The sequence below is a fragment of the uncultured Tateyamaria sp. genome, from assembly GCF_947503415.1.
Lineage (GTDB): Bacteria > Pseudomonadota > Alphaproteobacteria > Rhodobacterales > Rhodobacteraceae > Tateyamaria.
In genome coordinates this window covers 393581-409714 of sequence record NZ_CANNDS010000001.1, presented here as the reverse complement: position 1 = coordinate 409714, position 16134 = coordinate 393581, and the positions used below count along the sequence as shown (strand labels likewise).

General features: G+C 58.1%; 16 protein-coding genes. 11 read left to right on the top strand and 5 right to left on the bottom strand.

Annotated elements, in window-relative coordinates; translation table 11 throughout:
* Positions 1-54 precede the first annotated feature (54 nt).
* From phnC to Q1A32_RS02080, 5 genes are read left to right on the top strand one after another with little or no spacing between them, the layout of a single operon-like run.
* Positions 55-852, top strand: a complete 798-nt coding sequence (gene phnC / locus Q1A32_RS02100; RefSeq protein WP_299648828.1) for a phosphonate ABC transporter ATP-binding protein — start codon at positions 55-57, stop codon at positions 850-852.
* The gene (gene phnE, locus Q1A32_RS02095; RefSeq protein WP_299609947.1) at positions 849-1664 is read left to right on the top strand and encodes a phosphonate ABC transporter, permease protein PhnE; all 816 of its coding nucleotides are present in this window, start codon (positions 849-851) and stop codon (positions 1662-1664) included. The genes phnC and phnE (Q1A32_RS02095) overlap by 4 nt, the downstream gene beginning before the upstream one ends.
* Positions 1664-2479, top strand: a complete 816-nt coding sequence (gene phnE, locus Q1A32_RS02090) for a phosphonate ABC transporter, permease protein PhnE (protein WP_299648825.1) — start codon at positions 1664-1666, stop codon at positions 2477-2479. The genes phnE (Q1A32_RS02095) and phnE (Q1A32_RS02090) overlap by 1 nt, the downstream gene beginning before the upstream one ends.
* Entirely contained in the window at positions 2476-3381 is a 906-nt protein-coding gene (locus Q1A32_RS02085) for an HAD-IIA family hydrolase (protein WP_299648822.1), read from the top strand. Before phnE (Q1A32_RS02090) ends, Q1A32_RS02085 begins: the two co-directional genes overlap by 4 nt.
* Positions 3378-4031 carry an HAD-IA family hydrolase gene (locus Q1A32_RS02080; RefSeq protein ID WP_299648819.1) on the top strand — a complete coding sequence of 218 codons (654 nt, stop codon included), beginning with the start codon at positions 3378-3380 and terminating at the stop codon, positions 4029-4031. Before Q1A32_RS02085 ends, Q1A32_RS02080 begins: the two co-directional genes overlap by 4 nt.
* A 160-nt stretch (positions 4032-4191) precedes the next feature.
* Here Q1A32_RS02080 and Q1A32_RS02075 read toward each other — a convergent pair whose 3' ends face one another.
* From Q1A32_RS02075 to Q1A32_RS02055, 5 genes are all read right to left on the bottom strand, one after another.
* Positions 4192-5079: an oxaloacetate decarboxylase gene (locus Q1A32_RS02075; protein ID WP_299648816.1), complete on the bottom strand. Its 888-nt coding sequence runs from the start codon at positions 5077-5079 to the stop codon at positions 4192-4194.
* A gap of 4 nt (positions 5080-5083) precedes the next feature.
* Entirely contained in the window at positions 5084-6358 is a 1275-nt protein-coding gene (locus Q1A32_RS02070) for a TRAP transporter large permease (protein ID WP_299648813.1), read from the bottom strand.
* Complete coding sequence (locus Q1A32_RS02065) at positions 6355-6780, bottom strand: TRAP transporter small permease (protein ID WP_299648810.1); 426 nt, start codon at positions 6778-6780, stop codon at positions 6355-6357. Before Q1A32_RS02065 ends, Q1A32_RS02070 begins: the two co-directional genes overlap by 4 nt.
* Positions 6781-6910: 130 nt before the next feature.
* On the bottom strand, positions 6911-7903 hold the full coding sequence (dctP, locus tag Q1A32_RS02060) for a TRAP transporter substrate-binding protein DctP (protein ID WP_299648807.1): 993 nt from the start codon (positions 7901-7903) through the stop codon (positions 6911-6913).
* Between the two features lie 179 nt (positions 7904-8082).
* The gene (locus Q1A32_RS02055) at positions 8083-8943 is read right to left on the bottom strand and encodes an AraC family transcriptional regulator (RefSeq protein WP_299648804.1); all 861 of its coding nucleotides are present in this window, start codon (positions 8941-8943) and stop codon (positions 8083-8085) included.
* Positions 8944-9073: 130 nt separating this feature from the next.
* Between Q1A32_RS02055 and Q1A32_RS02050 the strand changes: the two genes are divergently transcribed.
* The 6 genes from Q1A32_RS02050 to Q1A32_RS02025 all read left to right on the top strand — a co-directional run bounded on the left by Q1A32_RS02050 (position 9074) and on the right by Q1A32_RS02025 (position 16129).
* A complete protein-coding gene (locus Q1A32_RS02050) occupies positions 9074-9898 on the top strand; it encodes a phytanoyl-CoA dioxygenase family protein (RefSeq protein WP_299648801.1) in 825 nt (274 codons plus the stop codon).
* Positions 9899-10579, top strand: a complete 681-nt coding sequence (locus tag Q1A32_RS02045) for an MBL fold metallo-hydrolase (protein ID WP_299648798.1) — start codon at positions 9899-9901, stop codon at positions 10577-10579.
* 44 nt (positions 10580-10623) lie between these two features.
* The gene (locus tag Q1A32_RS02040; RefSeq protein WP_299648796.1) at positions 10624-12354 is read left to right on the top strand and encodes an ABC transporter substrate-binding protein; all 1731 of its coding nucleotides are present in this window, start codon (positions 10624-10626) and stop codon (positions 12352-12354) included.
* Between the two features lie 114 nt (positions 12355-12468).
* Entirely contained in the window at positions 12469-13479 is a 1011-nt protein-coding gene (locus Q1A32_RS02035) for an ABC transporter permease (RefSeq protein ID WP_299648793.1), read from the top strand.
* Positions 13479-14402, top strand: a complete 924-nt coding sequence (locus Q1A32_RS02030) for an ABC transporter permease (RefSeq protein WP_299648789.1) — start codon at positions 13479-13481, stop codon at positions 14400-14402. Before Q1A32_RS02035 ends, Q1A32_RS02030 begins: the two co-directional genes overlap by 1 nt.
* On the top strand, positions 14399-16129 hold the full coding sequence (locus tag Q1A32_RS02025; RefSeq protein WP_299648786.1) for an ABC transporter ATP-binding protein: 1731 nt from the start codon (positions 14399-14401) through the stop codon (positions 16127-16129). The genes Q1A32_RS02030 and Q1A32_RS02025 overlap by 4 nt, the downstream gene beginning before the upstream one ends.
* The last annotated feature ends 5 nt before the right edge of the window (positions 16130-16134 follow it).

Genomic DNA, 16134 nt, shown 5'->3' with positions numbered 1-16134 from the left:
CTGATCCGGCGGGCCTGATCAGGGCCCGCCCATACCCCGTGCTAGGGAAATTTTATGCTGCGCCTTCAAAAACTGACAAAGACATACAAGACTGGCGATCAAGCGCTGAAGTCAATCGACTTGGACGTACCGAAAGGGCAGGTTCTGGCGTTGATCGGGCCGTCGGGCGCGGGCAAGTCGACCATGATCCGCTGCATCAACCGGCTGGTCGAACCCACCAGCGGCGCGGTGATGCTAGACGATGTGGATCTCGTCAAACTCAGCTCTGGCGCGTTGCGCAAGGCGCGCCGCGAAATGGGGATGATCTTTCAGGAATACGCATTGATCGAACGCCTGACAGTGATGGAGAACGTTCTGTCCGGGCGGCTTGGCTATGTTGGTTTCTGGCGCAGCTTTCTGCGGCGCTACCCGCAATCTGACGTTGATGAAGCGTTCCGCCTACTGGACCGGGTTGGTCTGTTGCACATGGCTGACAAACGCGCCGATGAACTTTCGGGCGGTCAGCGCCAGCGGGTCGGTATCTGCCGCGCACTGATCCAAAACCCAAAGCTTATGCTCGTGGACGAACCCACGGCGTCGCTTGACCCCAAGACCAGCCGACAGATCATGCGATTGATCACCGAGCTGTGTCAGGAACGGGGGCTGGCCGCGATCATCAATATCCACGATGTGGCGCTGGCACAGATGTTCGTTCCACGCGTCGTCGGTTTGCGGTTCGGCGAGATCGTCTATGACGGTCTGCCCACTGGTTTGACCCCAGACAAATTGACTGAAATCTACGGCGAGGAAGACTGGGAAGCGACCATCGAAAAGGTCGAGGACGATGAGACCGGCATAGAGGCCGCGGAATGAGCCATCGCGAGTTGGACGATATGCTGGGGCGCGGTTGGCGGAAGCCGGCCTTTATCAAGAATACAGCACTGCGCTGGACCCTGATTGTGGGGTTCGTCGCGTACCTCATTGCCGCTTTCATGACCATCGAGGTCGATTGGGGCCGCGTCTATGACGGGCTGGATCGGGGCTGGGCTTTTGTCCTTGCCTTTACCAACCCGGATTTCCTGTCGCGCTGGTCGGACATCTGGAGCGGCCTTGTCGAAAGCATCGTCATGACCGTGGCGGCGTCGGTTGTGGGCATCCTGATTTCAATCCCCATCGGTTTGGGCGCCGCCCGCAACATAGCGCCGCTACCGGTCTATGTCATTTGTCGGGGCATCGTGGCCATCAGCCGTGCGTTGCAGGAAATCATTGTCGCGATCCTGCTTGTTGCGATCTTTGGCTTTGGTCCGCTGGCCGGTTTCCTGACGCTGTCCTTTGCCACGATCGGCTTTCTGTCGAAACTGCTGGCCGAAGACATCGAAGCCATGGACAAGGTGCAGGCCGAAGCGATCAAGGCCAGCGGCGCACGTTGGACGCAGTGGATCAACTACGGTGTGCAGCCGCAGGTCATGCCGCGGCTTGTGGGACTGTCGATGTACCGGATCGACATCAATTTTCGCGAAAGCGCGATCCTTGGTCTTGTCGGTGCCGGTGGCATCGGGGCGACGCTGAACACCGCCTTTGATCGGTATGAATACGACACTGCGGCGGCCATCCTTCTGCTTATCATCGGGATTGTCATGGCGCTTGAATACTTGTCCGGCGTCATCCGCGCGAGGGTTCAGTAATGCCGGTTCTGGAGCGTGAAGGTGCGCAGATATGGCGGCGTCGGACCAGTGGTGAAAGCCTGATCCGCTGGGTCGGGTGGCTGTTGGGTGTGGCGGTGTTTGTCTACTGCTGGCAAATCATTTCAGAATCCACAACGTGGTTCTTTGTCTGGGATGCCCCGCGCATCGCAAACGACATCTGGACGCGCGCAACGCCGCCCAAATGGGAGTACATCACCCAATTGGGCCGCCCGATCTGGGACACGCTGAACATCGCGACGCTCGGGACAATGATCTCGCTGTGCCTTGCGGTGCCGGTTGCATTCCTTGCCGCCCGCAACACCACGCCGTCTGCCCTTTTCGTCAGGCCCATTGCCTTGTTGATCATCGTGTCCACCCGGTCGATCAATTCACTGATCTGGGCACTTCTTTTGATTGCCATCATCGGTCCTGGTGTCTTTGCAGGTGTTGTCGCCATCGCCATCCGGTCCATCGGATTTTGCGCCAAGCTGCTGTACGAGGCGATCGAGGAGATCGACCACACCCAGGTCGAAGCCATCACAGCCACAGGCGCCAGCCGTTGGCAGGTCATGGCGTATGGTATCGTACCGCAAATCCTTCCCGCTTTCGCGGGCATCGCCGTCTTCCGGTGGGACATCAACATTCGCGAATCCACCGTGCTGGGGCTTGTCGGCGCGGGCGGGATTGGGCTGCAGCTTTCGGCGTCGCTCAATGTGCTGGCGTGGCCGCAGGTCAGTCTGATCCTTGTCGTGATCCTGTTTGCCGTTGTCATCAGTGAATGGGTGTCGGCAAAGGTGCGTGGAGCGATTATTTGAGCGCAATCTCAGCAGAAGAAGCGTTTCTCGCCTACGAAGCGGTCCGGCATCGCTTGCCTGACGCCGTACGGACAGACGGTTCATATCGCAGCGTTGAAACGCTTGAAGACCTTGCCGATGAATTCGACGCGTTCCTTCTGGACGCATTTGGCGTTCTCAATATCGGAGAGACGGCCATTGCGGGCACGCCCGAACGGGTCAAGGCATTGAAGGCGGCAGGCAAACGCGTTCTGGTTGTCTCGAACGCGGCGGGGTTCCCCCATGCGGCGCTGATGGAGAAATACGCAAGGCTTGGGTACGACTTTGCGCCGGAGGACGTCGTCACCAGCCGCGCAACGTTGCTGGCAGGGTTGAACGGCCATCGCGGAATGCACTGGGGCCTGATGGCGACGCGCAGCACCGGCCTGCGTGATCTGGAAGGGCTGAACCTGACCTATCTGGAGGAAGATCCGGCACCCTATGCCACCGTCGACGGTTTTCTAATGATCGGATCGGCGGCTTGGACCGACGCGCGGCAGACCCTGTTGGAGGCCGCGCTGATGGACAACCCACGTCCCGTTCTCGTCGGAAACCCGGATATCGTCGCCCCCCGCGAAACAGGCTTCTCGACGGAGCCCGGCCACTTCGCACACCGCCTTGCCGATCGGACCAATGTTGCGCCCACATTCTTTGGAAAGCCGTTCGCCAACATCTTTGATCTGGCCTTCAAACGGCTGGGAGCGGTCGACAAGTCGCGGGTGCTCATGGTGGGGGATAGCTTGCACACCGACATTCTGGGCGCGCAGACTGCCGGTGTCGCATCGGCGTTGATCTCTGGCTACGGCTTTTTTGCCGGTCAGGATGTGAAAGCGGCGATTGCGCAGGCTGGGATCACGCCAAGCTTCGTTGTAAGCCGCCCATGACGGCGAGAATTGTCTTTGATCTGGACGGCACACTCATTGACAGCGCGCCCGATATTCAGGGCGTGGCCAATGCGGTGTTGCAGGATATGGGCGTGGAACCGATTTCGCTCAACGACACCCGTAGTTTCATCGGTGAAGGCATACACGTTCTTGTCTCCAAGGTGCGCGCTGCGCGTGACATCCCGGACAGTGCGCAAGAAGTGATGCTGGACGCGTTTATTGCGCGATACGACGAGGCGGTGACACTAACAGTTCTATATCCCGGCGTGCGCGATGCGCTGGAAACGCTTGCGCGCACCCACCGCCTTGGGATCTGCACCAACAAGCTGTACCGGCCCTGTGCCGCGGTATTGAAACATCTTGAGTTGGATGGCTTTTTTGCTTCGGTATGGGGCGGCGACAATCCTCTTGGCCGAAAGCCGGATCCGTCGGCTTTGCTGGCTGCCTTTGAGGCGCTTGGGGACGGGCCGCCGATCTATGTGGGCGACAGTGAAGTTGATGCAGAAACGGCTCGCCGCGCTTCGATCCCGTTCTTTCTGTTCACCGAAGGATACCGCAAGCAATCCGTGGACACGATGCACCATGATGTGGCCTTTGGTAATTTCGAAGACTTGCCAGAGTTGGTCGAAACCCACATCCGTCAGCTTTGATGGGACAGGCGCAATTTCGAAACCGGCCACGCACACGGGTCGGTTCGCGTCTCAACGTACCACTGGCCGTCAGAGCCTGATCGGGAAGGACTTGGACGTTATTGCAAAGCCGCTGGAACATACTCGGCGTCCGGCGCCTTATTGAGCAATGTCCAATGCGTCAGTCGTCGGACCGCAATCGAAGTGAAGACGCGTAGCGTGCGGATGCTGCGTAATAGTCGTCAAAGCCAATCCGAGACCGGAGATTGCCGAAATCCATCTGGTTGGGGCGCTGGTCTTGGCGCATAGCACGCAGGGTTGTGACCATCGCCTGCATTGCGGCCGCCATAAGTGACAGGGGATACGCCGCGATCGTGTAGCCGATGTCGTGCAGTGCTGCGTTCGGTAGATCGGGGGTATCCCCACCTTCAACAATGTTTGCCATCTTCGGTCCCGGCAGTGACCGACAAATCTCGCGCATCTCTCCTTCGGAGCGGGGCGCTTCCACAAAGAGAATGTCCGCGCCGATCCCAGAGAATTTCGCGGCACGCTCAATGGCTTCACCAAGGCCATGCTCGTGGCGTGCGTCGGTGCGCGCCAAGATAAGGATATCACCCCCACGCGCGCGCAGCGCCTCCCGTTCGTCTACGGCCGCGCGGACACGGTCGAAAGCCTCGTCGCGTGACACCACGGCTTTGCCAGGCGTATGACCGCAGCGTTTGGGCGCCAGCTGATCCTCGATCATGATTGACGCGGCCCCGGCCTTGGCAAAGCCAGCCACGGTGCGACGCACATTCATGGCGTTCCCGTACCCTGTATCGCCATCGCCGATCAGCGGAATGTTGGTGGCATCGGTAATGTTGCGCACCTGATCCAAAACTTCGCCGTAGCTCATCAGGCCCAGATCGGGTGCGCCAATCCGGCTGGCTGATGCCGCAAAGCCTGACATGAACGTAAGCGCATAGCCTTCCTGCGCGATCAACTTGGCCGACAGCGCATCGAAGCAGCAGGGCATGATGTGGCAGGTATCTTCCGCCAAGAGGGCACGCAGGGTTTCGGCTGATGTCATTGGATTACCATTTGAACGGGATGTAGAGGGCGAGGTCAGGGAAAGCGTATAGCAGTGCCACGGTGAACAACATCAGCGCCAGAAAGGGCCAGACCCCCCGGGCGACGTTCCCGAGCGTAGTTCGCGCCACCGATTGGATAACGTAGAGGTTCAGGCCCACCGGCGGTGTGATCAGCGCACATTCGACCATGATGACCATGTAGATACCGAACCAAATCGGATCGAAACCCAAACCCAAAGCGGCCGGCAGAAGCACAGGTGTCATGATCAGGATCATCGAAAGCGCTTCGAACACCAGTCCCATGAGCAAAAGCACAACCGAAACCACGATGATGAACATGATCGGCCCGTCGATGGTGGATGCCAGAAAGGCCGAGATGTCCTGCGGGATGCGGTAGAGCGCGATTGCCTTCCCAAACACCTTGGCTCCCGCGACGATCAACAGGATTGCGGCCGTTGTTATGGCGGACTCGCGTACGGCTTCCCAAAGCGTTGCCCATGTCAGCGTCCGCAGCCAGAACGCAACGATGAAAAGTGCTGCAGTTGCGCCAACAGCGGCCGCTTCCGTCGGAGTAAACGCGCCGGAATACAAACCGACGATCACCAGCGCAGCAAGCGCCACAGAAGGAAACGCACGTTTCGACGCATCGATCCGTTCGGACATGCTTGCCTTTGGCACGTTCTCGAAATTGCCGGACAAACGGGCGTGCAGCATCGCAAAGACGATAAAAAGCGTGATCAGAAGCAGGCCGGGGGCAATGCCCGCAAGAAACAGGGCAATCACCGATTGCTCGGTGACGAAGCCGTAGACGATCATCGGGATAGAGGGCGGAATCAGAATACCAAGTGTGCCTCCGGCCGCCAAAAGCCCGTAGACGAAGCGTTTGTCGTACCCACGGTTGATCATTTCCGGAATTGCGACCGTTCCGATGGTTGCAGCCGTCGCCACCGATGACCCGGAGATCGCAGCGAAGAGGCCGCAGCTGATGATTGTGGCCACTGCCAGCCCGCCGGGCCAGTGACCAACCCAAGCCTGCACCGCAGCAAACAGATCACGTCCCACACCGCCCTTCAGCAGCAGGTTTGACATCAACAAAAACAAGGGTACCGCTAAAAGGATGAACCCATCCAGTGTCGACAGGATGGATTGCGGTGCCATGAGCGGGGAAAACCCGCCCAGCAGAAGCATGCCCAGACCCATTCCACCGAGCGCGAAGGCCACAGGCACACCCAGAAGCAGAAGCGCGAAAAGGCAGACGAGGATCAGGATTATGGTCATTCGTGCGTCGCCCCAAGGCTGGTCGTGCCGGAGCCGCGCAAGCCAATCAACTCAACCACACCCTGCACTGCAAGCAGACCAAAGCCGATAGGCACCGAAGCCTCCGCGATCCAGACCGGCAAATTCAGCAGCGATCCGGTTGTCCTGCCGCGGACGAAGCTGTCGTGGAAGATGTCATAGCCCCAGAACGCGACGATGGCAGAGAACGCCACAACAACGGCCAGTGCGATAAAGGCACAGAACCGTTGTGCAGGTTGCGGCAGAAGGGTTGTGACCGCATTCACGGTTATGTGGCGTCTGAGGGTCAATAGATACGCCATCGACAAGAGGCATCCCCAGATCAGGCAAAGCTGGCTCAACTCCGCCGCCCAGATCGTTGGCCGTATGAAGAAGTAGCGTGCAACGACCTCATAGGTCAGCATCACTCCGGTCGCTGCCAACAGTACGGAACCGATTGTGCATGCTGCGCGCGAAAGGGACGTGATTGCCTTCATGGCGCAAAAGAACAGACGACCCGCAGGCCGTCTGTCTCAGACTGTAAGGGCATGTCTATCAGGACCCTGAATCAACGCCGAGCGCGTCCAGGACCTTTTGACCAGCCTCGCCCGTCGCTTCGAGGTATTCGTCAATCACTGGCTGGGACACTTCCTGCCATGCGGCAAGCTGTTGGTCATTCAGTTCAACGATTGTCATGCCGTTTTCTTCGGCTGCGGCATAGGCATCGGCCTCAATCTGGCTCATCCGATCGCGTACATCGTCCTGCGCAATCTTGGCCGCCTCGCGGATCTGACCCTGGACTTCCGCGTCCAGTCCAGCCCACCAGTCACTGTTGACCACCACAACGAATTCGATGTTCGCGTGGTTGGTCTTGGTGATGGTGTCCATCACTTCCCACAGCTTGCGGGATTTGACGCCGGACACGCCCGTCATGCCCACATCAACCGTGCCGCGTTGGTACGCGAGGTATTGCTCCGAGCCGGAAATAAGAGTTGGTGCACCGCCCGCAGCGGTGACGAAATCACCCAGTGTTTTCCCGAAAACGCGCGCCTTTTTGCCCTTCATGTCCTCAGGTGTGAGGATCGGCTCATCCTGCGACAACAGGATCGCGCCACCGTAGGCCTGCCAATAGAGAACCTCGCCGCCGGTCTTGGCAATTTCGGTTTCCAGAACCTCGCGCACGGGGGAGCCTTCGGCAACTGCGGTGCGCACCTTGTCTTCGGTGTTGAACAGGAACGGCATGTAGAACACGTCGACCACCGGCGCGTCGCCAACGTAGCGTGTCAGTGAGGCAACCCCGGCCTCAATCGCGCCGGAGCCGACGGCCGCGGGCACTTCCTTGTCTTTGTAAAGCGTCGCGCTGTCATAGATTTCGACATCAATGGCGCCGCCGGTGCGTTCTTCGACTTCCTTTTCGAAAAGCGTGAGGTTTTCACCCAGATGGCTGGTCAGCGGCAGTTGCAGCGAAATCCGCATCTTCTCCTGAGCAACGGCAGCAGAGCCGAGCAGTGACAGGCTGGCGGCAGCGATGATGGCTTTGTGAAACATTGAATCCTCCCAGAGACATTGACCAACAGGATTCCCGAGTGGCCTGCGTTTGGCAACAGGATTATCCTCCCCAAGAGTACCGGTGCTGCGGGCGTCCGATGCGGTCGGCTGGCTGGACATGGTGACACGGCTGCGATGTCTGGCGAGTGCCTGGGATCAACCCTGCCAGCCAATTCACGCTAAGATTGACCAACAGGCTGGAAAGGATCCCGCTGACCGGCAAGCCTGTAGGCGCGCGGTGTTGATCCGGTTTGGCTTCGAAACAGCCGGTAGAAATAGCTGGTGTTTTGAAAGCCACAGGCTTCAATGACATCTTCGATCGGTTCTTCGGTGCTGCGTAACAGTTGCCCTGCATGTTCGATCCGGATGCGATTGATATATTCCGATGGGGTCATTCCGGTGACGACCTTGCATGTGCGGCAGACGTGTTCGTGGCTGCGTCCAGCGGCCGAGATCAATCCAGCGGCGCCAAGGCGAAAGACATCCGGCGCCAATGCCGCGCTGCAGGCTTCCGCAAACCAACGCGGCGTTGACGCGTTTAGATTGCTTGACGCGTGCACGACACGGTTCACAAGGACCAACAGAAATTCTTCGATGCCTGCGAGGGACCGCCGCGCGGTCTGCAATTGATCAGCGACGTTAACAGCGCGCGAGAAACGCGCAGGCCCCAGAGTGTGTAACTCCGGTAGCGCGCCACGTGCATCAAAGAAGCGCCCTGCGATAGTATCTTGATACCGCTTTGCGAGATGTTCGGCTGTTTCGATGCGAAACATGACGTTGATGATCTGGCATCCGGATTTTCGATCCGCCGAAAATGCATGCACGTCGCCGGGGCGGATAAAGGCCAGATGTCCGGGTTCCAACGTCTGAGTGACGCCATTTACCCAATGTGCGGTGCGCCCGTTCTCGATCAGAAAGACTTCGAAATAGTCGTGGTCATGGGCAGCACCCGGATAGCGTGTCGCCAGTTTCTTACGGGCGAAGTGGAATGCCTCATCCTCCCTCAGGTAGCTTTCGATGTGGAAGTGTGTTCTTCGCATGCAGCAACTCAAGCCAATAAATCAAACTCCAGACAGTCAAAAGATCAACATAGTACAACAAAAAGTCAATTTGCGTCGCTGACTATACGCCCCCCTGAAGTAAGCTGACCTGGCAAGGGAGTGTGTCGTGATGTTGGATGAACCGCACAATCTGAGCTTTCAGAGTGTGCAAAATACAACCCCAAAGACGTTGAGCGTTGAACAGATCGCTCAATACAATTTGCGGGGCTTTGTCCAACCGTTCGACATTTTCTCAGTGGCAGAGATTACCGACATTCGCTCGTATGTTGATCAACTGATGCACGAGATGGGACCGCAAGGTGCCTATGGGATCAACTGCTATCAAGCGCGCCTGCGCGGTCTTTATGATATAACGACCGACCCCCGGATACTTGATCACGTGGCCGACCTGATTGGCCCAAATGTGCTGTGCTGGGCCAGCGCAATTCTATCGAAAAAGCCACATGATCCAAAGGTCGTTCCATGGCATCAGGACGCCACGTTCTGGTCGCTTGCGCCTGCGCGCACAGTCACGGTGTGGCTGGCGATTGATGACGCGGACGAGAGCAATTCGGCAATGCGTTTTCTTCCCGGTACGCATGATCAAGGCGCGATGAGGGTGCAGCAAACCGACGGCAGTGCTGTGTTTCACAAGGAAACTGCGAATGCGGACGCTTTGGGCAACCCCTTTACCAATTCTCTGAACGCCGGTCAGATATCAATGCACGCTGACATGCTGGTGCACGGCTCGCTGGCCAATACCAGCAACCGTCGTCGCTGCGGGCTGACCCTGCGGTATTGCCCGCCTGACGTACAAATCACCGACGAAACCTGGGCGCGCGGCGTCGAGGCAATCCTTTGTCGGGGAGAGGCGGGGAATTGGCAAACCCATCCGCGGCCCGACAATGATGATATCACCAAGACCAGTTCTCCCCATGTTGTGGGGAATAACTAGATGAGAGTGACGTGGTACGGACACGCGGCGTTTGGACTTGATCCAACAGACGGACCGCGCATCATCACGGATCCGTACACCCCCGACGGTGTTGGTTACGCGCCTATCGCAGACGCCGCCGATCTCGTCTTGATCTCTTCCGACGACGACAGTGCACATTGCCGGTCTGATCTGATTGCTGGCAACCCTACGGTGGTGAATGCCCTAACCGTGGCGCAGAATGGCGGATCCACCACAGCCGAAGGGGTTGAAGTTACTGCTATTGAAGCGGCGGAGTGGGACCATCATCCAGAGCATGAAGTGCCGGGACAAAACGGCATGTATCGGTTCACGCTGGATGGTATCAAATTCGCCCATATGGGGGATGTTGGCAATCCGCTGACGGACGCACAACAGGCGTTTTTTGAAGATACGGATGTGCTATTTGCACTGGCGGGCGGCTACCTGACGTTGGAGTTGCCAGATCTGATGGAAATGATCCATCGCACGCGGCCAAAGCTGGTCATACCGATGCATTTCCGCACGCTGACCTACAAGCCGCGCAATACGGTGTGGATTGAAAGTTTCCTGAGCCATTTCAAGGACGAAGATGTCGATTTCGCCTTTGGCGCGACAACTGAACTGGCACATGCAACTCTACCTGAACGCACGCGTGTTCTGGTGCTGGATTACGTTCGATAACGGACAAGCGGGCAACGACCCGTCGGACCAATTGGGAGGAAAATATGAGAGTTTCAAAACTGCTTTTAACAGTTTCTACACTTGCCTTTGCGGCATTCTCCGGCAGTGCTTTCGCTCAGGATATCAGCCGCGAAGAGACGGTCATCTTCGACCTCGACCGCACGATACAGGACCCCGAGAACTTCAACTGGATGACCCCCGGCACCAAGCGGATGCATGGCGCGCACCAAACGATGTGGGAGCCGCTCTTTATTCTGAATTACGGCACGGGTGATCTTGATCCATGGCTGGCAACGGGCTTTGAATCGAACGGCGACAGCACGGAATTCACGGTGGCCCTGCGCGACGGCGTGGAGTGGTCCGACGGGGAAGCCTTCAACGCTGATGATGTGATATTCACGGTCAACATGGCGTTGACGAATGAAGACATTTCTTCGCGGGAGGCTTCTACGATCCGGGCGCAAGTGGCTTCGGTGGAGAAAGTGGATGACCTGACGGTCAAGTTCACGCTGGCGGATGCCAATCCGCGCTTCGTCGTTGAAAACTTTGGGGTGCGCATCTTCGGATCCTTCCTGATCATGCCGGAACATATCTGGAACGGTCAGGATGCAGCGACGTTCGCGTTCAACCCACCGATTGGCACCGGGCCGTACACCTTCACCTCCGCGTCCTCCAACCGCGCGATTTGGGATCGCAATGATGAGTGGTGGGGCGCCAAGGCAGGCTTTCAGGATTTGCCCGCGCCGAAGCGCGTGATCTTCCTTGAAACGGGTGGCGAAGAAAGCCGCGCGCAGCTTATGGCATCCAATCAGATAGACGCCGCCCAGAACGTCAGCATCGGCACGTTCGAAGCCGTGCAGGCGCAAAACCCAAACGTCATCGCCTGGCATCAGGATTACCCATTCGCCGCTTCGGACCCGTGCGCGCGACAGCTTGAGATCAACACCACAATGGCCCCGTGGGACAGTGCGGCCATGCGCAAGGCGGTGGCTCATATCATTGACCGGAACCAGATCGTGAATGTGGCCTATGAAGGCACGACAGAAGCCTCGCGGACCATGTTTGCTCAATATGGCTCGATGGCGCCCTTTATCGACGCGATCGTGGATGCGGGCCATGGCCTTCCAGCGTCAGCTGATGTGGCGGCGGGTCAGGCGCTGATCGAAGGCGATGGTTGGGTCAGGGACGGCGATTACTATGCAAAGGATGGCGAGACGCTGTCGGTGAACATTCATGTCAATTCCGCGTCAACGGAATACACGCGCACCATCGATGTGATCGTTGAGCAGTTGCAGCGCGCAGGCATCGACGCCAAGGCGGTGCCGGTCGAGAATGGTGTGTTCTGGGGTGAAGTACTGCCATTTGGCACCTACGAGATGAGCTATTCGTGGCTGTCCTGCGGTTCGGTGAACGAGCCTTGGGCCTCCATGGGGCGCTATACGGTGAAGGATGTGGTTCCGGTGGGTGAGCGGTCTCCGGGCTTTAACAACACCGCCCGCTGGGATGGTGACGCGGCAGAGCTGTATTCGCAAATCGTGGACAAGATTGGCACCATGCCGCTTGGGGATGAGGCGATCCCGGGAATGGTGGCCGAAGCCTATGCCCATCTTGATGCCGAGATGCCGTTCATTCCACTGGTGCAGGCCGCAAAATTGCTGCCGATGAACACCACTTACTGGACTGGTTGGCCAAGCGCCGAGAACTACTACAACCACCCGTTCTTCTGGTGGAACCATACCCACCAGATCATCCACAATCTCGAACCTGCCGGGTGATCCGAAATCGTTGCTGCGCGCGGTGGCCCATGTCTGGCACATCGCGCGCAACAGCGAGCCATTGCAGAAATTCTTGCCGAGGCTCAATGCCGCCGATTTGACGAGGTCTGAGACATGGGACGCATCCCCAGGGACTACCTGATCAACCGTCTTGTGACGCTTGTGCTGACGATCCTGATCGCGGCGACGATCATATGGATCATCCCGCGCCTTTCGCCGGTCGACCCGGCAGAGATCGCGCTTGGCCGGATGGCGGCAGGCGCAGGGGCGGTTGCGAATTCCGAGGAGATCCTTGCGCAGTTGCGGGCCAACATGGGCATCGATCAGCCGCTGATTGTTCAGTACATCAAATACCTGTCGGGCGCTTTGGTTTTTGATTTCGGCCTTTCGACTGCGGCCTTTCCCACGCCGGTGTCGACCCTGATCCTAAACGCGCTGCCGTGGACATTGGGGCTAATGATCCTTTCGCTTATCATCACGTTTTTCATCGGTAACCTATTGGGGGCGTTGATGGTTTGGGACAGATCGCCAAAGCTGGTGCGTGTGGCGATCCCGGCCGCGATGGTCTTTACATCAATTCCACCGATCCTCTCCGGTCTCCTCCTGATGTGGATCTTCGCGGCCAAACTCCAATGGTTTCCCCTGACCGGGGCCTACTCGATTTTCGTGGAACCGGGCTGGACGTGGGAGTTCGTCTCTTCAGTGCTTTATCACGGCTTCCTGCCTGCGCTGTCCATCGTCATTGTGACCTTCGGTTTCTGGGCCCTGGGCATGCGCGGTTTGATGATCACGGTGCAGGGCGAGGACTATGTGAAACTGGCCGAGGCCAAGGGTCTGCGTCCGCGATACATCCTGTACCGATACATGATCCGCAATGCGATCCTGCCGCAGATCACGGCCTTTGCGCTGAAGGTCGGGTTGCTGATCGCGGGGCAAGTGCTGGTGGAACGCATCTTTGCCTACAACGGCATGGGCAAGCTTCTTTATGACGCGATCCTCAATCAGGATTTCCCGGTCATTCAGGGTGTGTCGTACGTGATCATTCTGATGACGGCGGTATCCGTGTTTCTTGTGGACCTCTTGTATCCGTTCATCGATCCCAGAATCAGACACGGGGTCACCTGATGACCGATGCACCGATAACCCGCAGTGAAAGACGGCAGCAAAAGCGCCTGAAGCGCTTCGATAACCCGTGGATGAACCCGAAACTGATCTGGGGTGCAGGCCTGCTTCTGGGCATCATCGCGTTGGGGCTCATCGGGCGCGTTCTTTGGGACCCGGAGCTGGTCTTCACCGGATCTGCAACGCTTAAGCTTCCGCCTGTCGGCTTCGAAAACCTTCGCAAGCAACCGGGTGTCTGGAGCAATCCGCTTGGAACGGATGGCGGCGGGCGGGACATGCTGGCCCTCATCATCATCGGTGCGCCAAACACCTTGTTCGTGGGACTTCTGGCGTCGCTGATCGGCATGTCCATCGGCATCTTTCTGGGTTTTTCAGCCGGGTTTGTGGGTGGCCGCACCGACGATACGATCCGCGTGCTGGCGGATGTGATGATCACTATTCCGCCGCTTCTGATCCTCGTCGTATTCCAGTCAGCCTTTGGCGACGTGACGCTGACCATGATGGCGCTTCTGATCGCGGGGTTTGTCTGGCAATCGCCAACGCGGCTGATCCGGGCGCAAGTGCTTTCGATGAAGCAATCAGGATACGTGCAGATGGCGCAACTGTCCGGGGCCTCGACCAGCCACATCATGTTTCGGGAGATGATGCCCAACCTTGTGCCGTATCTGTTCGGGTCCTTCATTGCGTCGGTCACCACCTCCATCGTGACAGCGGTGGGGCTTGAGGTCCTTGGGCTTGGCCCACAACGCATCCCGACCCTCGGGCGGACGATTTACGAGGCGATCAATGCGGGCGCGCTGATCCAGAACCTGTGGTGGTGGTGGGGCATTCCGACCTTGCTGCTTGCCACGATGTTCATCGGGCTATTGCTCATCAATCTGGGTCTGGACGAGGTGTCGAACCCACGCCTGAGGAAACTGTCATGACCGACAAACCTGTCCTCACCTTGCGCGATCTCTCCATCGAGTTCCCGACACCGAAAGGTGTCGTGAAAGCGGTCAAACACCTGAACCTGACGATCCAGAAAGGCCGCCGCGTGGGCTTTATCGGTGAAAGCGGCTCGGGCAAGACGACGACCGCGCTTGCCGTGATGCAGATGCTGGCCGAACCGGGGCGTGTCGCATCCGGTACTATTGATCTGTCAGGTACAGATGTCCTGGCGCTCTCCGAAGAGGAGATTCGGAAGGCCCGCCTGTCGCGGATTGCGTATATTCCACAGGGCGCCATGAATTCGCTGAACCCCGTGATGCGGATCGAACCGCAACTTTGGGATGGCATCATCGCACACGAAGGCAATATGGACCGCGCAGAGCTAAAGCGTCGGTCTGACGAGGCGCTGACCAGCGTCGGGCTGCCCGCGCATACGGGTACCCTTTATCCGCACGAGTTGTCAGGCGGGATGAAGCAACGGGTTTGCATCGCGCTTGGGATCATTCTGAACCCCGATCTGATCATTGCCGATGAACCCACATCTGCGCTGGATGTGGTGACGCAAAGGCAGGTGATGCAAACGCTCAATGACATTCAGGCGCAGATCGGGTCAGGTCTTATTCTGATTGGTCACGATATGGGTCTGATGGCACAATCGGTGGATGAGCTTGCCGTTCTGAAAGATGGCGAACTGGTCGAACACGGCACCGTAAAGCAGATCATCGAAGCGCCGAAGCATCCCTATACTCAGGACCTGATTTCTTCGGTGCCTCTGGTTGGCGGTGAGAGTTTTCTCAATCCTGAGCGCAATGCCCAAGCGCCGAAACGCGCCAGCAATGAGCCGTTGCTGCGCTTTGAAAATGTGCGCAAGGACTATGGGCCCGTAACGGCCCTGCACCCGATGTCCTTCGCGCTGCAAGGCGACACGCCGCAGATTATTTCTATCGTGGGGCAATCCGGTTCGGGCAAGTCCACGATGGGCTCGATCATGCTTGGCTTCAATCCGCCAAGTCAGGGCAGGGTGCTCTTCGAAGGGCAGGACGTTGCCACCATGAGTGCTGCGCAAAGCCTCGAGTTTCGCAAAAATGTGCAGGCGGTGTTTCAGGACCCGTATTCCTGTTTCAACCCGTTCTACCGGGTCAATCATGCTTTGAAATTCCCGTTCAAGCAGTTCGGATTGGCGCAGTCCGAAGCACATACGCAAAAGGCGATGGAGGCGGCTTGTGATGCGGTGGGGCTTGATCCCGATCTGGTTCTTTCCCGCTATCCGCACCAATTGTCGGGCGGCCAGCGCCAGCGTCTCATCGTGGCGCGCGCTTTGATGCTTTCTCCGAAGTTGCTGATCGCGGATGAGCCTGTGTCCATGGTCGATGCCAGTCTGCGCGCGACCATCCTGAGCAACATCTACGATCTGAAGGACAAATACGGCATCTCGATCCTCTATATCACCCATGATCTGGCCACGGCCTACCATGTGAGCGACTATGTGATGGTTCTGTACAAGGGACACGTGGTCGAAGCCGGTCCGCCAAAAGAGGTGATTGGTCAGCCGCAGCATCCATACACGCAACTGTTGATCGACTCGATCCCGTGGCCTGATCTGAACCGCGCCTGGGGTGGTGGCCGCGACGATTGGGACCCAGCCTCGCTGGAGGCCGAAGCCGAACGCGCAGGCGCTGTATATCGTGGCGATGTCGCCGGCTTCGAACTGGCACAGGTCTAACACGG

What these genes read in the sequence shown, in the direction of transcription:
- phnC (WP_299648828.1), top strand. Translation starts at nt 55, where the DNA reads ATGCTGCGCCTTCAAAAACTGACAAAGACATACAAGACTGGCGATCAA.
- phnE (WP_299609947.1), top strand. Translation starts at nt 849, where the DNA reads ATGAGCCATCGCGAGTTGGACGATATGCTGGGGCGCGGTTGGCGGAAG.
- phnE (WP_299648825.1), top strand. Translation starts at nt 1,664, where the DNA reads ATGCCGGTTCTGGAGCGTGAAGGTGCGCAGATATGGCGGCGTCGGACC.
- Q1A32_RS02080 (WP_299648819.1), top strand. Translation starts at nt 3,378, where the DNA reads ATGACGGCGAGAATTGTCTTTGATCTGGACGGCACACTCATTGACAGC.
- Q1A32_RS02075 (WP_299648816.1), bottom strand. Translation starts at nt 5,079, where the DNA reads ATGACATCAGCCGAAACCCTGCGTGCCCTCTTGGCGGAAGATACCTGC.
- Q1A32_RS02070 (WP_299648813.1), bottom strand. Translation starts at nt 6,358, where the DNA reads ATGACCATAATCCTGATCCTCGTCTGCCTTTTCGCGCTTCTGCTTCTG.
- Q1A32_RS02065 (WP_299648810.1), bottom strand. Translation starts at nt 6,780, where the DNA reads ATGCTGACCTATGAGGTCGTTGCACGCTACTTCTTCATACGGCCAACG.
- dctP (WP_299648807.1), bottom strand. Translation starts at nt 7,903, where the DNA reads ATGTTTCACAAAGCCATCATCGCTGCCGCCAGCCTGTCACTGCTCGGC.
- Q1A32_RS02055 (WP_299648804.1), bottom strand. Translation starts at nt 8,943, where the DNA reads ATGCGAAGAACACACTTCCACATCGAAAGCTACCTGAGGGAGGATGAG.
- Q1A32_RS02050 (WP_299648801.1), top strand. Translation starts at nt 9,074, where the DNA reads ATGTTGGATGAACCGCACAATCTGAGCTTTCAGAGTGTGCAAAATACA.
- Q1A32_RS02045 (WP_299648798.1), top strand. Translation starts at nt 9,899, where the DNA reads ATGAGAGTGACGTGGTACGGACACGCGGCGTTTGGACTTGATCCAACA.
- Q1A32_RS02040 (WP_299648796.1), top strand. Translation starts at nt 10,624, where the DNA reads ATGAGAGTTTCAAAACTGCTTTTAACAGTTTCTACACTTGCCTTTGCG.
- Q1A32_RS02035 (WP_299648793.1), top strand. Translation starts at nt 12,469, where the DNA reads ATGGGACGCATCCCCAGGGACTACCTGATCAACCGTCTTGTGACGCTT.
- Q1A32_RS02030 (WP_299648789.1), top strand. Translation starts at nt 13,479, where the DNA reads ATGACCGATGCACCGATAACCCGCAGTGAAAGACGGCAGCAAAAGCGC.
- Q1A32_RS02025 (WP_299648786.1), top strand. Translation starts at nt 14,399, where the DNA reads ATGACCGACAAACCTGTCCTCACCTTGCGCGATCTCTCCATCGAGTTC.